Raw genomic sequence first — 13563 nt, 5'->3', positions numbered from 1 at the left:
CGCCGTGCAGGTCCGCATCGCCGAGCTCGCCACCCTGCTGGGCGGTGAATTGCTGGGGGACGGCAGCATCGCCGTCAGCCGCATCGGCCCGCTGGAAGGCGCGTCCGCCGAGACCATCTCCTTCCTCTCGAACCCGCGCTACCAGCCGCAGCTGGCTGCGTCGCAGGCGGGTTGCGTCATCGTCGGGCCGGCATCGCGCGACGCCGCGGTGGCGCGCGGTGCCGCCATCGTCTGCAGCGACCCCTACCTCGCGTTCGCGCGGCTCACGCAGTGGTGGGCGGCGCAGCGCCGCGGGCCACTGGTGGCCGGCGTGCACCGCAGCGCGGTGGTGGAAGAGGGTGCCGTCATCGACCCCGCTGCCGCCATCGGGGCCCTGGCCTTCGTGGGCGCCGGCGCACGCATCGGCGCCGGCGCCGTGGTCGGCGCGCAGGCGCACGTGGGTGCCGGGGCCGAGATCGGCGCCGGCACCGTGCTGAGGCCGCACGTGGTGCTGGGCGAGGGATGCCGCATCGGCGCGCGCGGCATCGTGCACGGCGGCGCCGTCATCGGCGCCGACGGTTTCGGCTTCGCCCCCGACAGGGCGGCGGGCGGGCGCTGGGAGAAGATCGAACAGCTCGGCAGCGTCTGGATCGGCGACGACGTCGAGATCGGCGCCAACACCTGCGTCGACCGCGGTGCGCTCGAGGACACGGTGCTCGAAGACGGCGTCAAGCTCGACAACCTGGTCCAGATCGGCCACAACGTGCGCGTCGGTGCGCACAGTGCCTTCGCCGGCTGCGTGGGCGTGGCCGGCAGCGCGAAGATCGGCCGCCATTGCACGGCCGGTGGCGGCGCCATCATCCTGGGCCACCTGGAACTCGTCGACCACGTGCACATCACCGCGGCCAGCGTGGTGACACGCTCGATCCACAAGCCGGGCCAGTACAGCGGCCTGTTCCCCCTGGACGACAATGCGTCCTGGGAAAAGAATGCTGCGACGCTGAAGCAGCTGCACACCCTGCGCGAGCGGCTGCGGAACCTGGAGCGGGCGCTGGAGAACAAGACATGACACCACCTGTGCTCGACATCCACAAGATCCTGAAGAAGCTGCCGCACCGCTACCCGTTCCTGCTGGTCGACCGCGTGGTCGAGCTGGAGAAGAACGTGCGCATCAAGGCACTGAAGAACGTGACGATGAACGAACCGTTCTTCACCGGCCACTTCCCGAACCGGCCCGTGATGCCCGGCGTGATGATGCTGGAGGCGCTGGCACAGACCGCGGCGCTGCTGTCCTTCGAGAGCATGGGCACCGAGCCCGGCGACGACACGGTGGTGTACTTCGTGGGCATCGACGGCGCGCGCTTCAAGCGACCGGTCGAGCCGGGCGACCAGCTCGTGCTGGAAGCCAGCATCGACCGCGCCAAGGGCGGCATCTACAAGTACAAGACGCGCGCGAGCGTCGACGGCGAGACCGCCGTCGAGGCCGAGCTGATGTGCACGATGCGCAAGATCGCCTGAAGGCCATGGCGACGGTTCACGCGACAGCCATCGTCGACGCGGCCGCCGAGCTGGCCGCGACGGTCACGGTCGGGCCGTACGCCGTCGTCGGTGCCGGCGTGCGGGTGGGCGAGGGCACGACGATCGGCGCTCACTGCGTCATCGAGGGCCCGACGACCATCGGGCGCGACAACCGGATCGCGTCGCACACCGCTTTGGGCTGTGCGCCGCAGGACAAGAAGTACGCGGGCGAGCCGACCGAACTCGTCATCGGCGACCGCAACACCATCTTCCAGTTCTGCACCTTCAGCCGCGGTACGGTGCAGGACGGCGGCGTCACGCGCGTGGGCGACGACAACTGGATCATGGCCTACGTGCATCTGGCGCACGACGTGCAGCTGGGCAGCCACACGATCCTGGCCAACAACGCCACGCTGGCAGGCCACGTCGAGGTGGGCGACTGGGTCATCGTCGGCGGCCTCACCGGCATCCACCAGTTCTGCAAGATCGGTGCGCACGCGATGACGGGCTTCCAGAGCCATGTCTCGCAGGACGTGCCGCCCTTCATGATGGTCAGCGGCAACCCGCTGGGCGTGCACGGCTTCAATGTCGAAGGCCTGCGCCGGCGCGGCTTCTCGCGCGAGCGCATCGGCCTCGTGAAGCAGATGCACCGGCTGCTGTACCGCGACGGGCTGACGCTGGAGAAGGCCAGGGAAGGCATCGCCGCGCTGCGCGGCACGGTGGACGGCGGCGATGCCGACATCGCGATGCTGCTCGACTTCATCGCGGCGTCCACGCGCGGGCTGGCCCGCTAGCGCCATGCAGATCGGCATGGTCGCGGGCGAGGCCTCCGGCGACCTGCTCGCCGGGCTGCTGCTGGGCGGCCTGCACCGGCGCTGGCCCGGGCTGCAGGCGGCAGGCATCGGTGGCCCGCGCATGGCCGAGCACGGCTTCGAGGCCTGGTGGCCCAGCGACAAGCTCGCGGTGCGCGGCTATGTCGAGGTGCTGCGCCACTACCGCGAGATCAAGGGCATCCGCGACCGGCTCGCACAGCGGCTGCTCGCGGCGCCGCCGCAGGCCTTCATCGGCGTCGACGCACCCGACTTCAACCTCGGGCTGGAGAAGACGCTCAAGCACGCGGGCATCAAGTCGATCCACTTCGTCTGCCCGTCGATCTGGGCCTGGCGTGGCGGACGCGCGCGCAAGATGGCCGAGAGCGTGGACCACGTGCTGTGCCTGTTCCCGTTCGAGCCCGAACTGCTGCAGCGCCATGGCGTGGCCGCCAGCTACGTGGGACACCCGCTGGCCGATGCGATTCCGCTGGTGCCGCCGCGGACCGCAGCGCGCGCGGCGCTGGGGCTGGGGGACGACGACGAAGTCATCGCCGTGATGCCGGGCAGCCGCCGCAGCGAGATCCAGTACATCGCGCCCGCGTTCCTGCAGGCGGCGGTGCTGCTGCACCGGCAGCGGCCGGCCGCGCGCTTCGTGCTGCCGGTGGTGCCCGGGCTGCGGCCGCTGCTCGAGCCGCTGGTGGCGCAGCACGCGCCGAAGCTGCCGCTGCAGCTGACCGACGGCCGCTCGCACGAGGTGCTGGCGGCCTGCGACGTGACGCTGATCGCCAGCGGCACCGCCACGCTGGAGGCGGCGCTGTTCAAGCGGCCCATGGTCATCGGCTACCGCATGGCCGCGCTGAGCTGGCAGCTGATGAAGCGCATGGCCTACCAGCCCTGGGTGGGGCTGCCCAACATCCTGTGCCGCGAGTTCGTGGTGCCCGAGCTGATCCAGGAGCGCTGCACGCCGCAGGCCCTGGCCGACGCAGCGACCGTGTGGCTCGACGACGGCCCGCGCACGCTGGCGCTGGAGCGCCGCTTCGAGGACCTGCACCAACTGCTGCGCCAGGACACGGCCCAGCGCGCCACCGATGCCATCGCGCAAGTCCTCGAAGCTGCCTGAGCAACTCGGCCTGGGCTGGCACGCGCCGGGCCTCGTGGCCGGCGTGGACGAAGCCGGCCGCGGCCCGCTGGCCGGCCCGGTGGTCGCGGCCGCGGTCATCCTGGACGACCTGCACCCGATCGCCGGCCTCGCCGACTCGAAGGCGCTGACGCCACGCCGCCGCGAGCGGCTCTTCGACGAGATCCGTGCGAAGGCGCTGTGCGTGTGCATCGCCGAGGCCAGCGTCGAGGAGATCGACCGGCTCAACATCCTGCAGGCCACGCTGCTGGCGATGCGCCGCGCCGTCGAGGGGCTGCGCCTGCTGCCGCAGCAGGTGCTGGTCGACGGCAACCAGCTGCCGCGGCTGAAGGTGCCGGCCGAGGCCATCGTGAAGGGCGATGCCACCGTGCCCGCGATCTCGGCCGCGTCCATCCTGGCCAAGGTGCAGCGCGACCGCCTCTGTGCCGAGCTGCACACGCGTTACCCGGCCTACGGCTTCGACGGCCACAAGGGCTACCCCACGCCCGAGCACCTGGCGGCGCTGCGCGCCCACGGCGCCTGCCCCGCGCACCGACGCAGCTACGCGCCGGTGCGGCTGGTGCTGGAGCAGCAGCCATGAACGAGCCCCGCCACATCCAGTCGCGCGACAACCCGCTGGTGGCGCGCGTGCGCAAGCTCGCCGCCGATGGTCATGCCTACCGCCGCGGCGGCGAGGCCTGGCTGGAAGGCGACCACCTCTGCAGCGCGCTGCGCGCGCGCGGCCGCCCGGCGCTGCAGGCGCTGGTCGCCGAGAGCGCCTGGGCCGGCGACGCGCGCCTGCGCGAGCTGGCGCTGTGGGCGCCGCAGGTGGCGGTGCTGGCCGACCCGGTGTTCAAGGCCTTGAGCGGGCTGGAGTCGCCGGCGCCGATCGGCTTCCTGGTGGCGGTGCCGGCAAGTCCGGCGATCGACCCCCTGGCGCCCACCGTGGTGCTCGACCGGCTGCAGGACGCCGGCAACGTCGGCAGCATCCTGCGCAGCGCCAGTGCCTTCGGCGTGACGCAGGTGCTGGCCCTGCGCGGCAGCGTGGCCCTGTGGTCGCCCAAGGTGCTGCGCGCAGGCATGGGCGCGCACTTCGCGCTGCATCTCATCGAGTCGCTCGATCTCGATGCCTTGCAGGCGCTGCGGGTGCCGCTGGTGGCCACCAGCTCGCACGGCGGCCACATGCTGCGCGACGCGCCCCTGCCGCGCCCCTGCGCCTGGGTCTTCGGCCACGAGGGCCAGGGCGTCGCGCCCGCGCTGGAAGCACGTTGCGCCCTGCAGGTGCGCATCCCGCAGCCAGGTGGCGAAGAGTCGCTGAACGTCGCCGCCGCAGCGGCGGTCTGCCTGTACGAGTCCGGCTGCCGGGCTCAGTAGATCAGTCGGTCGGGCCGGATGTCGCGCAGGATGGTGGTGGCGATCTCCTCGATCGACTTGTGCGTCGAGCTCAGCCACGAGATGCCGTCGCGGCGCATCATCTGCTCGGCCGCGCTGACCTCGTAGCGGCAGTTCTCCAGGCTCGCGTAGCGGCTGTCCGGCCTGCGCTCGTTGCGGATCTGCGCCAACCGCACGGGGTCGATGGTCAGGCCGAAGCACTTGCGCTTGTACGGCGCCAGGCTCGACGGCAGCTTGCCGCGCTCGAAGTCGTCGGGGATCAGCGGGTAGTTGGCCGCCTTGATGCCGTGCTGCATGGCCAGGTACAGCGAGGTCGGCGTCTTGCCGCTGCGGCTGACGCCCACCAGGATGACGTCGGCGATGTCGAGGTTGCGCGCGCTCTGCCCGTCGTCGTGCGCCAGGCTGAAGTTGATGGCCTCGATGCGGTCGTGGTACTCCTCGCTCTGGCTGGCATCGCTGAAGCGGCCGATGCGGTGGTTGCTCTTGACGCCGAACTCCACCTCCAGCGGCTCGACGAAGGTCTGGATCATGTCGAGCACCAGGCCCTTGCAGTCGGGGCTGCTGACGATGTTGCGGATGGCGTCGTGCACCAGCGTGATGAAGACGATCGGGCGCTTGCCCTCGGCCGCGGCGACGGTGTTGATCTCGGCCAGCACCGCACGCGCCTTGTCTTCGGAATCGATGAAGGGCCGCCGCACGTGGCGTGGCTTGGCAGGGAACTGCGCCAGGATGGAGTTCCCGAAGGTCTCGGCCGTGATGCCGGTGCCGTCGGAGACGAAGAAGACGCTGCGTTCGGTCATGGGGCTTTCGCGCTGGCGTCCGGGCCGCCGGCCATTCAGCCATCATAAAGAAGAAGTCCTTAGAATCCTTCGCAGTATTCCTTTCGCACAGCGCCGCCGTGACGTCCCCCAGCCGACAACCAGAATCGACAAGTGCTGGCGCGTGGACGCACCCCGTGCATGCGGAAGCCCCCGGTTTCTCACCTTACGGAGCTTTCCCATGTCCCAGGCCACTTTGGCGACCGCCCTGGTCGTCCCGTTCGAACAACTGAGGATGCACGACGTCGAGATCGTTGGCGGCAAGAACGCCAGCCTCGGCGAGATGATCAGTCAACTGGCCGCCACTGGCGTGCGTGTGCCCGGCGGCTTCGCCACCACCGCCCACGCCTTCCGGCAGTTCCTGCGCCACAACGGACTGGACGAGCGCATCGCCGCGCGGCTGTCCACGCTGAACACCGACGACGTGCGGGCGCTGGCCGAGGCCGGTGCAGAGATCCGGCGCTGGATCGTCGAGACCCCGTTCCCGGCCGACCTGGAAGCCGCGATCCGCACGCAGTACCACCTGCTGGCCGCCGACAATCCCGGCGCCAGCTTCGCCGTGCGCTCGTCGGCCACCGCCGAGGACCTGCCCGACGCCTCGTTCGCCGGCCAGCAGGAGACCTTCCTGAACGTGAGCGGCATCGATTCGGTGCTGCACCACATGAAGGAGGTCTTTGCTTCCCTCTACAACGACCGTGCCATCAGCTACCGCGTGCACAAGGGCTTCACGCACGCCGAGGTGGCACTGTCGGCGGGCGTGCAGCGCATGGTGCGGTCCGACCTGGGCGCGGCCGGCGTCATGTTCACGATCGACACCGAGTCGGGCTTCAAGGACGTGGTCTTCATCACGTCCAGCTACGGCCTGGGCGAAACCGTGGTGCAGGGCTCGGTCAACCCCGACGAGTTCTACGTCTTCAAGCCGACGCTGGCCGCGGGCAAGTTCCCCGTCATCCGGCGCGTGCTGGGCAGCAAGCTGCAGCGCATGGAGTTCGCCACCGACGCCGAGAAGGCCGCCAGCGGCAAGCTGGTGAAGGTGCTCGACACGCCGCCCGAGCAGCGCAACCGCTACTCGCTGAACGACGGCGACGTGATCGAGCTCGCCAAGTACGCGGTGATCATCGAGAAGCACTACGGCCGGCCGATGGACATCGAGTGGGGCAAGGACGGCGTCGACGGCAAGATGTACATCCTGCAGGCCCGGCCCGAGACCGTGAAGAGCCAGGCTGAAGGCCAGATCGAGCACCGCTACAAGCTCAAGGGCGACCAGGCCAAGGTCGGCACGGTGCTGGCCGAGGGCCGCGCCATCGGCCAGAAGATCGGCACCGGCCCGGTGCGGCTGGTGCGCAGCATCGCCGAGATGGACCGCGTGCAGGCCGGCGACGTGCTCGTCACCGACATGACCGACCCCAACTGGGAGCCGGTCATGAAGAAGGCCAGCGCCATCGTCACCAACCGCGGCGGCCGCACCTGCCACGCGGCCATCATCGCGCGCGAACTCGGCATCCCGGCCGTGGTGGGCTGCGGCGATGCCACCGAGAAGGTGTCCGAGGGTGCGCTCGTCACGGTGGCCTGCAGCGAAGGCGACACCGGCTACATCTTCGACGGCCTGCTCGAGACCGAGGTCAGCGAAGTGCAGCGCGGCGAGATGCCGTACTGCCCGATCAAGATCATGATGAACGTCGGCAATCCGCAGCTGGCCTTCGACTTCGCCCAGATGCCGAACTCGGGCGTGGGCCTGGCGCGGCTGGAGTTCATCATCAACAACAACATCGGGGTGCACCCGAAGGCGATCCTCGACTACCCGAACATCGATGCCGACCTGAAGAAGGCGGTGGAGTCGGTGGCACGCGGCCATGCCAGTCCGCGCGCGTTCTACGTCGACAAGCTCACCGAGGGCATCGCCACCATCGCCGCGGCCTTCTACCCCAAGAGCGTGATCGTGCGGCTGTCGGACTTCAAGAGCAACGAGTACCGCAAGCTCATCGGCGGCACGCGCTACGAGCCCGACGAAGAGAACCCGATGCTGGGCTTCCGCGGCGCCAGCCGCTACATCAGCGGCGACTTCCAGGACGCCTTCGCGATGGAGTGCGAGGCGCTCAAGCGCGTGCGCGGCGAGATGGGGCTGGACAACGTCGAGATCATGGTGCCCTTCGTGCGCACGGTGCGCCAGGCCGAGCGCGTGGCGCAGATGCTCGCCGACCGCGGCCTCAAGCGCGGCACCAACGGCCTGCGCCTGATCATGATGTGCGAGGTGCCCAGCAACGCCATCCTGGCCGAGCAGTTCCTCGAGCACTTCGACGGCATGTCCATCGGCTCGAACGACCTGACGCAGCTGACGCTGGGCCTGGACCGCGACAGCGGCCTGGAGCAGCTGGCGCACGACTTCGACGAGCGCGATCCGGCCGTGAAGGCGATGATCTCGCGCGCCATCGCGGCCTGCCGCGCCAACGGCAAGTACGTGGGCATCTGCGGCCAGGGGCCCAGCGACCATCCCGACTTCGCCGACTGGCTGGCGGCCGAGGGCATCGTCTCGATCTCGCTGAACCCGGACACCGTGGTCGACACCTGGCAGCGGCTGGCGGCGCGCTGACGCCGGGCCTGCGGCCATCGCCATGGCAGACGGCGCGAACACGGGGGCGCGGGGCGACGACCCGGCGTTCCGGCACCGTCTGCACTGGATCTACGGCGTCTACACGCTGGGGCTGATCGCCTTCATCGTCGGCATGGCGCTGCTCGAGCGCCTGGGCCTGGGCCGCAACATGATCGGCCTGACCATGCTGCTGGCCACCGTGGTTCTGTATGCCGCCATCGGGCTGCGCTGCCGCACCTCGGAGTCGGCCGAGTACTACGTGGCGGGGAGGCGCGTGCCCGCGCTGTACAACGGCATGGCCACGGCGGCCGACTGGATGAGCGCCGCCTCGTTCCTGGGTCTGGCCGGCACGCTGTACCTGGGCGGCTACAACGGCCTGGCGTTCGTCATCGGCTGGACCGGCGGGTACTGCCTGGTGGCCCTGCTGCTGGCGCCGTACCTGCGGCGCTTCGGCGAGTACACCATCCCCGACTTCCTGGGCGCGCGTTACGGCGGCGTGCTGCCGCGCCTGCTGGGGCTGCTGGCGGCGGTGCTGGTGTCGTTCATCTACGTCGTGGCGCAGATCTACGGCGTGGGGCTGATCACGGCACGCTTCACCGGCTTCGGGTTCGAGATCGGCATCTTCGTGGGCCTGGGCGGCGTGCTGGTCTGCAGCTTCCTCGGCGGCATGCGTGCCGTCACCTGGACGCAGGTGGCGCAGTGCGTGATCCTCGTCATCGCCTATCTCACGCCGGTCGCCTGGCTGTCGCTGAAGGTCACCGGCAATCCCGTGCCGCAGCTCACCATCGGCCAGGTGCTGCACGAGGTGACCGACCGCGAACGCGTGCTCATCGCCGACCCGCGCGAGCAGCAGGTGATGGAGTCGTACCGGCAGCGCGCGCTGCAGGCCGAGGCCAAGCTGCGCGACGTGCCGGCAGCGATGGCCGCCGACCGCTCGGCGGCGCAGCGCGCCGTGGACGGCCTGACCGAAGACGCCGCACCGCTGGTGGAAGTGCAGGCCGCGCGCCGCGCGCTGGCGGCACTGCCGCGCACGGAAGAAGAAGCCCGGCGTCGCTACGCCGCCGAGCAGGCGACGGCCTCGGCCTGGGCGCAACCGCTGGGCGGCATGCTGCCGCACGCGCAGCCGTTTGCCGGCAGCGCGCTGGCCGCCCCCGGGGCCATCGACGAAGGCTCGCGCCTGAACTTCCTGGCGCTGGTGTTCTGCCTGATGCTGGGCACGGCGGCGCTGCCGCACATCCTGACGCGCTACTACACCACGCCCTCGGTGCGCGAAGCGCGGCGCTCGGTGGGCTGGACGCTGTTGTTCATCTGCGCGCTGTACCTCAGCGCGCCGGCACTCGCGCTGCTGGTCAAGCACGAGGTCTTCAACGCGCTGGTGGGCACGCCGTTCGACCGGCTGCCTGCGTGGATCGTCGGCTGGGCCAAGGTCGATCCGTCGCTGGTGCAGGTCGAGGACATCAACCGGGACGGCATCCTGCAACTGGGCGAGTTCCACATCGGTGCCGACATCGTCACGCTGGCCGCACCCGAGATCGCCGGCCTGCCGTACGTGGTGTCGGCGATGGTGGCCGTGGGCGGGCTGGCGGCGGCGCTGTCCACCGCCGACGGGCTGCTGCTGACGATCAGCAACGCGCTGTCGCACGACCTCTACTACCGCCTGATCAACCCCGACCGGCCGAGTTCGCGCCGGGTCGCCGTCTCGAAGGTGCTGCTGCTGGTGGTGGCGCTGGCGGCGGCCTACGTGGCGTCGATCAAGATCGCCGACATCCTGCTGCTCGTGTCCGCCGCGTTCTCGCTGGCCGCCGCCACCTTCTTCCCGGCGCTGGTGCTGGGCATCTTCTGGAAGCGCGCCAACCACTGGGGTTGCGTCGCCGGCATGCTGGTGGGCCTGGGCGTCACCGGCTACTACATGGCCACGACGCAGCCCTGGCTGCGCAGCTTGTTCGGCGTGGCCACGCCCCTGGCCGACAGCACCTGGTTCGGCATCGCGCCCATCGCGGCCGGCGTCTTCGGCGTGCCGGCCGGCGCGCTGGCGCTGGTGCTGGTGAGCTGGTGCACGCCGCAGCCCGCGGGAGAGGCGGCAGACCGCTTCGTGGACCACCTGCGTCGGCCCGGCACCTGACGCCTGCTATACTCGCGGGCTTCACTCTTGCTGCACCTGGCTTGCTGACGCACCGGGGCGGCTTCCTGCAACAGGAATCCACAAGGAGATTCAATGCGTCACTACGAGATCGTTCTGCTGATCCATCCGGATCAAAGCGAACAGGTTCCGGCCATGCTGGAACGCTACAAGACCCTGGTCACCGCAGGCGGTGGCAAGGTGCATCGGGTCGAGGACTGGGGCCGTCGCCAGCTGGCGTACATGATCCAGAAGCTCGCCAAGGCGCACTACCTGTGCCTGAACATCGAGTGCACCAACGCCGTGCTGACCGAGCTGGAGACCGGCTTCCGCTTCAACGACGCCGTGCTGCGGCACATGACGGTGAAGAAGGAGAAGGCCGAGACCACGCCGTCCATCATGATGAAGGCGGTCGAGCGCGAGGAATCGCGCAAGGCCAGCCAGGCCGAGGCCGCCGCCTGATTCGCATCGTCGCGTCTTCCGCCGGAACTGCCCGATGAACCGCCTGGTTCTGTCGGCGCAACTGGTGGAGCGAGGCGCGCTGCGGTACACCCCCGCCGGCCTGCCGGCCCTGGACCTGAGCCTGAAGCACGAGTCCGAGGTCAGCGAGAACGGCGTCCCGCGCAAGGTCTCCCTGGAGATCAAGGCGCTGGGCATCGGGGAGATCACCGTGGTGCTGTCGAAGATGGCGCTGGGCGCCACCGGTCAGTTCGGTGGGTTCCTGGCGGCCATGCGCAACGGACGCGGCATGCGTTTCCACATCACGTCGGTCGACGCCTCGCCAGCAATGGCAGCCTGACCGGTTTGCTTTCAGTTCGAACCGTATTCATTTAGGAGATCCACCATGGCTCCCCCTCGTGGCAAAGGCCGCTTCTCGAAGGACAAGCGTCCGAAGCGCAACACCCAGTCCCTGCTGTTCCGCCGCAAGCGTTTCTGCCGCTTCACCGTGGCCGGCGTCGAGCAGATCGACTACAAGGAAATCGACACCCTGCGCGATTTCATCAGCGAGAACGGCAAGATCACGCCCGCCCGCCTGACCGGCACGCGCGCCTACTACCAGCGCCAGCTGACCACCGCCATCAAGCGCGCGCGCTTCCTGGCGCTGCTGCCGTACTCCGACCAGCACAAGGTCTGAGGAGCGACACCATGCAAATCATCCTGCTCGAAAAGGTCGGCAAGCTCGGCAACCTCGGCGACGTCGTCAAGGTCAAGGACGGCTACGCCCGCAACTACCTGATCCCGACCAAGCTGGCGCGCCGCGCCACCGAAGCCGCGATCAAGGAATTCGAAGTCCGCCGCGCCGACCTGGAAAAGGCTGCCGCTGCCAAGCTTGCCGCCGCGCAAGCGCTCGGCGAACAGCTGGCGGGCAAGACCGTGCGCATCGGCCAGAAGGCCGGTGTCGACGGCCGCCTGTTCGGCTCGGTCACCAACCACGACGTCGCCGAAGCGCTGACGAAGATGGGCCTGGCGATCGCGAAGGCGCAAGTGCGCATGCCCAACGGTCCGCTGAAGACCGTCGGCGAGCACAGCGTCAGCGTCTCTCCCCACGGCGACGTGGTGGTCGACGTCACGGTGCAGGTCGTCGCCCAGAACGACTGATCGACGCCCCGGCGTCGACGAAGGCCGGCCTCGTGCCGGCCTTTTTCATTGGCACACTGCAATTTCCCCAGCCAGGCCCCAGGTTCTGCACAGGCTTGTCCACCGCGCGCCGGGCCGTTTCGTCGCAAGATCACCCGATGTCCACACGCTTCGAATCCCGAGAATCCGCGCCCCGCGACGACGAGGTCGCCCGCCTGCGCGTGCCGCCGCATTCGGTGGAGGCCGAGCAAAGCGTGCTCGGCGGCCTGCTGCTCGACAACCTGGCCTGGGACCGCGCCGGCGACCTGCTGACCGACAGCGACTTCTACCGCCACGAGCACCGGCTGATCTTCTCGGCCATCGGTGCGCTGGTCAGCGCCAGCAAGCCGGCCGACGTCATCACGGTGTTCGAGCAGCTCCAGAACCACGGCAAGGCCGACGATGCCGGTGGCCTGGCCTACCTGAACGCGCTGGCGCAGAGCGTGCCCAGCGCCGCCAACATGCGGCGCTACGCGGAGATCGTGCGGGAGCGTGCGGTGCTGCGCAAGCTGATCGCGGCCAGCGACGAGATCGCCACCAACGCCTTCAACCCGCAGGGCAGGGCGGTGACGCAGATCCTCGACGAGGCCGAGGGCAAGATCTTCCAGATCGGCGAGGAGGGCTCGCGCCAGAAGCAGGGCTTCCAGGGCATCGACAAGCTGGTGGTGTCGCTGATCGACCGCGTCCAGGAACTGCACGACAACGGCGCCGAGGAAGTGACCGGCGTGCGCACCGGCTACTTCGACCTCGACCGCCAGACCGCGGGGCTGCAGAAGGGCGACCTGATCATCCTGGCCGCGCGGCCGTCGATGGGCAAGACCGCGTTCGCGCTGAACATCGCCGAGGCCGTGGCCGTGGTCGAAGGCCTGCCGGTGCTGGTGTTCTCGATGGAAATGGGCGCGGCGCAGCTGGCGCTGCGCCTGGTGGGTTCGCTCGGCCGCATCGACCAGCAGAACCTGCGCACCGGCCGGCTGCGCACCGAGGAATGGGAACGCCTGACCGAGGCCGTGGACAAGCTCGGCCAGGTGCAGATGTTCATCGACGAGACGCCGGCGCTGACCGGCAGCGAACTGCGCGCGCGCGCGCGCCGCATGGCGCGGCAGTACGGCCAGCTCGGCCTGATCGTCATCGACTACCTGCAGCTGATGAGCGGCTCCAGCAACAGCGACGAGAACCGCGCCACCGAGATCGGCGAGATCAGCCGCGGCCTGAAGGCGCTGGCCAAGGAACTGCAGTGCCCGGTGATCGCGCTGTCGCAGCTGAACCGGTCGGTGGAGACGCGCAACGACAAGCGGCCGATGATGAGCGACCTGCGGGAGTCGGGCGCCATCGAGCAGGACGCGGACATCATCATGTTCATCTACCGCGACGACTACTACAACAAGGACAGCAAGGAGCAGGGCGTCGCCGAGATCATCATCGCCAAGCAGCGGAACGGCCCGGTGGGCACGGTGAAGCTGGCCTTCCTGAAGCCGCTGACGAAGTTCGAGAACCTGGCACCCGGGATGGGCGACGAGTACTGACGCCCCCCCCGAAGCGGCTGCGGCCCGCTGGCTGGCTTGCAAGCCAGCCAGCCCTCGCGCGGCGCGGGGCTGTCCGCA

At 69.5% G+C, this 13563-nt stretch carries 14 protein-coding genes; 13 read left to right on the top strand and 1 reads right to left on the bottom strand.

Going from position 1 to position 13563, the window contains the following annotated elements; all coding sequences use genetic code 11:
• Positions 1-4: 4 nt before the first annotated feature.
• Genes lpxD through ACPOLB_RS02320 form a run of 6 tightly spaced genes read left to right on the top strand, consistent with a single transcriptional unit; the run spans position 5 to position 4800 of the window.
• Positions 5-1048, top strand: a complete 1044-nt coding sequence (lpxD, locus tag ACPOLB_RS02345; RefSeq protein WP_425259689.1) for a UDP-3-O-(3-hydroxymyristoyl)glucosamine N-acyltransferase — start codon at positions 5-7, stop codon at positions 1046-1048.
• Positions 1049-1056: 8 nt separating this feature from the next.
• Positions 1057-1497, top strand: coding sequence for a 3-hydroxyacyl-ACP dehydratase FabZ (gene fabZ / locus ACPOLB_RS02340; RefSeq protein WP_425262002.1), 441 nt, complete (start codon positions 1057-1059; stop codon positions 1495-1497).
• A gap of 5 nt (positions 1498-1502) precedes the next feature.
• Positions 1503-2291, top strand: coding sequence for an acyl-ACP--UDP-N-acetylglucosamine O-acyltransferase (lpxA, locus tag ACPOLB_RS02335; RefSeq protein WP_425259688.1), 789 nt, complete (start codon positions 1503-1505; stop codon positions 2289-2291).
• Between the two features lie 4 nt (positions 2292-2295).
• A complete protein-coding gene (lpxB, locus tag ACPOLB_RS02330; RefSeq protein ID WP_425259687.1) occupies positions 2296-3429 on the top strand; it encodes a lipid-A-disaccharide synthase in 1134 nt (377 codons plus the stop codon).
• Positions 3398-4027, top strand: a complete 630-nt coding sequence (gene rnhB, locus ACPOLB_RS02325; RefSeq protein WP_425259686.1) for a ribonuclease HII — start codon at positions 3398-3400, stop codon at positions 4025-4027. The genes lpxB and rnhB overlap by 32 nt, the downstream gene beginning before the upstream one ends.
• Positions 4024-4800, top strand: a complete 777-nt coding sequence (locus ACPOLB_RS02320; RefSeq protein WP_425259685.1) for a TrmH family RNA methyltransferase — start codon at positions 4024-4026, stop codon at positions 4798-4800. Before rnhB ends, ACPOLB_RS02320 begins: the two co-directional genes overlap by 4 nt.
• Here ACPOLB_RS02320 and ppsR read toward each other — a convergent pair.
• A complete protein-coding gene (ppsR, locus tag ACPOLB_RS02315; protein ID WP_425259684.1) occupies positions 4794-5618 on the bottom strand; it encodes a posphoenolpyruvate synthetase regulatory kinase/phosphorylase PpsR in 825 nt (274 codons plus the stop codon). The two genes, ACPOLB_RS02320 and ppsR, sit on opposite strands and share 7 nt — an antisense overlap.
• A gap of 199 nt (positions 5619-5817) precedes the next feature.
• On the opposite strand from ppsR, the gene ppsA reads away from it, so the two are divergent.
• The 7 genes from ppsA to dnaB all read left to right on the top strand — a co-directional run bounded on the left by ppsA (position 5818) and on the right by dnaB (position 13485).
• Complete coding sequence (gene ppsA, locus ACPOLB_RS02310) at positions 5818-8226, top strand: phosphoenolpyruvate synthase (protein ID WP_425259683.1); 2409 nt, start codon at positions 5818-5820, stop codon at positions 8224-8226.
• Positions 8227-8248: 22 nt separating this feature from the next.
• Positions 8249-10348, top strand: a complete 2100-nt coding sequence (locus ACPOLB_RS02305; protein ID WP_425259682.1) for a sodium:solute symporter family protein — start codon at positions 8249-8251, stop codon at positions 10346-10348.
• A 93-nt stretch (positions 10349-10441) separates the two neighbouring features.
• Complete coding sequence (rpsF, locus tag ACPOLB_RS02300; protein WP_425259681.1) at positions 10442-10807, top strand: 30S ribosomal protein S6; 366 nt, start codon at positions 10442-10444, stop codon at positions 10805-10807.
• A gap of 34 nt (positions 10808-10841) precedes the next feature.
• Positions 10842-11144, top strand: a complete 303-nt coding sequence (gene priB, locus ACPOLB_RS02295) for a primosomal replication protein N (protein WP_425259680.1) — start codon at positions 10842-10844, stop codon at positions 11142-11144.
• A 45-nt stretch (positions 11145-11189) separates the two neighbouring features.
• Positions 11190-11480, top strand: coding sequence for a 30S ribosomal protein S18 (rpsR, locus tag ACPOLB_RS02290; protein WP_425259679.1), 291 nt, complete (start codon positions 11190-11192; stop codon positions 11478-11480).
• A gap of 11 nt (positions 11481-11491) precedes the next feature.
• The gene (gene rplI, locus ACPOLB_RS02285) at positions 11492-11944 is read left to right on the top strand and encodes a 50S ribosomal protein L9 (RefSeq protein ID WP_425259678.1); all 453 of its coding nucleotides are present in this window, start codon (positions 11492-11494) and stop codon (positions 11942-11944) included.
• Positions 11945-12081: 137 nt separating this feature from the next.
• On the top strand, positions 12082-13485 hold the full coding sequence (dnaB, locus tag ACPOLB_RS02280; RefSeq protein WP_425259677.1) for a replicative DNA helicase: 1404 nt from the start codon (positions 12082-12084) through the stop codon (positions 13483-13485).
• Positions 13486-13563 lie beyond the last annotated feature (78 nt).

The sequence above is a fragment of the Rubrivivax soli genome, from assembly GCF_049810355.1.
Lineage (GTDB): Bacteria > Pseudomonadota > Gammaproteobacteria > Burkholderiales > Burkholderiaceae_C > Rubrivivax.
This window is presented reverse-complemented; position numbering and strand designations above follow the sequence as displayed.

Excerpts from the sequence above, each read along its gene's own strand:
- rnhB (WP_425259686.1), top strand. The coding sequence starts at position 3,398 with ATGCCATCGCGCAAGTCCTCGAAGCTGCCTGAGCAACTCGGCCTGGGC.
- rpsF (WP_425259681.1), top strand. The coding sequence starts at position 10,442 with ATGCGTCACTACGAGATCGTTCTGCTGATCCATCCGGATCAAAGCGAA.
- rplI (WP_425259678.1), top strand. The coding sequence starts at position 11,492 with ATGCAAATCATCCTGCTCGAAAAGGTCGGCAAGCTCGGCAACCTCGGC.
- priB (WP_425259680.1), top strand. The coding sequence starts at position 10,842 with ATGAACCGCCTGGTTCTGTCGGCGCAACTGGTGGAGCGAGGCGCGCTG.
- dnaB (WP_425259677.1), top strand. The coding sequence starts at position 12,082 with ATGTCCACACGCTTCGAATCCCGAGAATCCGCGCCCCGCGACGACGAG.
- ACPOLB_RS02320 (WP_425259685.1), top strand. The coding sequence starts at position 4,024 with ATGAACGAGCCCCGCCACATCCAGTCGCGCGACAACCCGCTGGTGGCG.
- ppsR (WP_425259684.1), bottom strand. The coding sequence starts at position 5,618 with ATGACCGAACGCAGCGTCTTCTTCGTCTCCGACGGCACCGGCATCACG.
- ppsA (WP_425259683.1), top strand. The coding sequence starts at position 5,818 with ATGTCCCAGGCCACTTTGGCGACCGCCCTGGTCGTCCCGTTCGAACAA.
- rpsR (WP_425259679.1), top strand. The coding sequence starts at position 11,190 with ATGGCTCCCCCTCGTGGCAAAGGCCGCTTCTCGAAGGACAAGCGTCCG.
- lpxA (WP_425259688.1), top strand. The coding sequence starts at position 1,503 with ATGGCGACGGTTCACGCGACAGCCATCGTCGACGCGGCCGCCGAGCTG.
- ACPOLB_RS02305 (WP_425259682.1), top strand. The coding sequence starts at position 8,249 with ATGGCAGACGGCGCGAACACGGGGGCGCGGGGCGACGACCCGGCGTTC.
- lpxB (WP_425259687.1), top strand. The coding sequence starts at position 2,296 with ATGCAGATCGGCATGGTCGCGGGCGAGGCCTCCGGCGACCTGCTCGCC.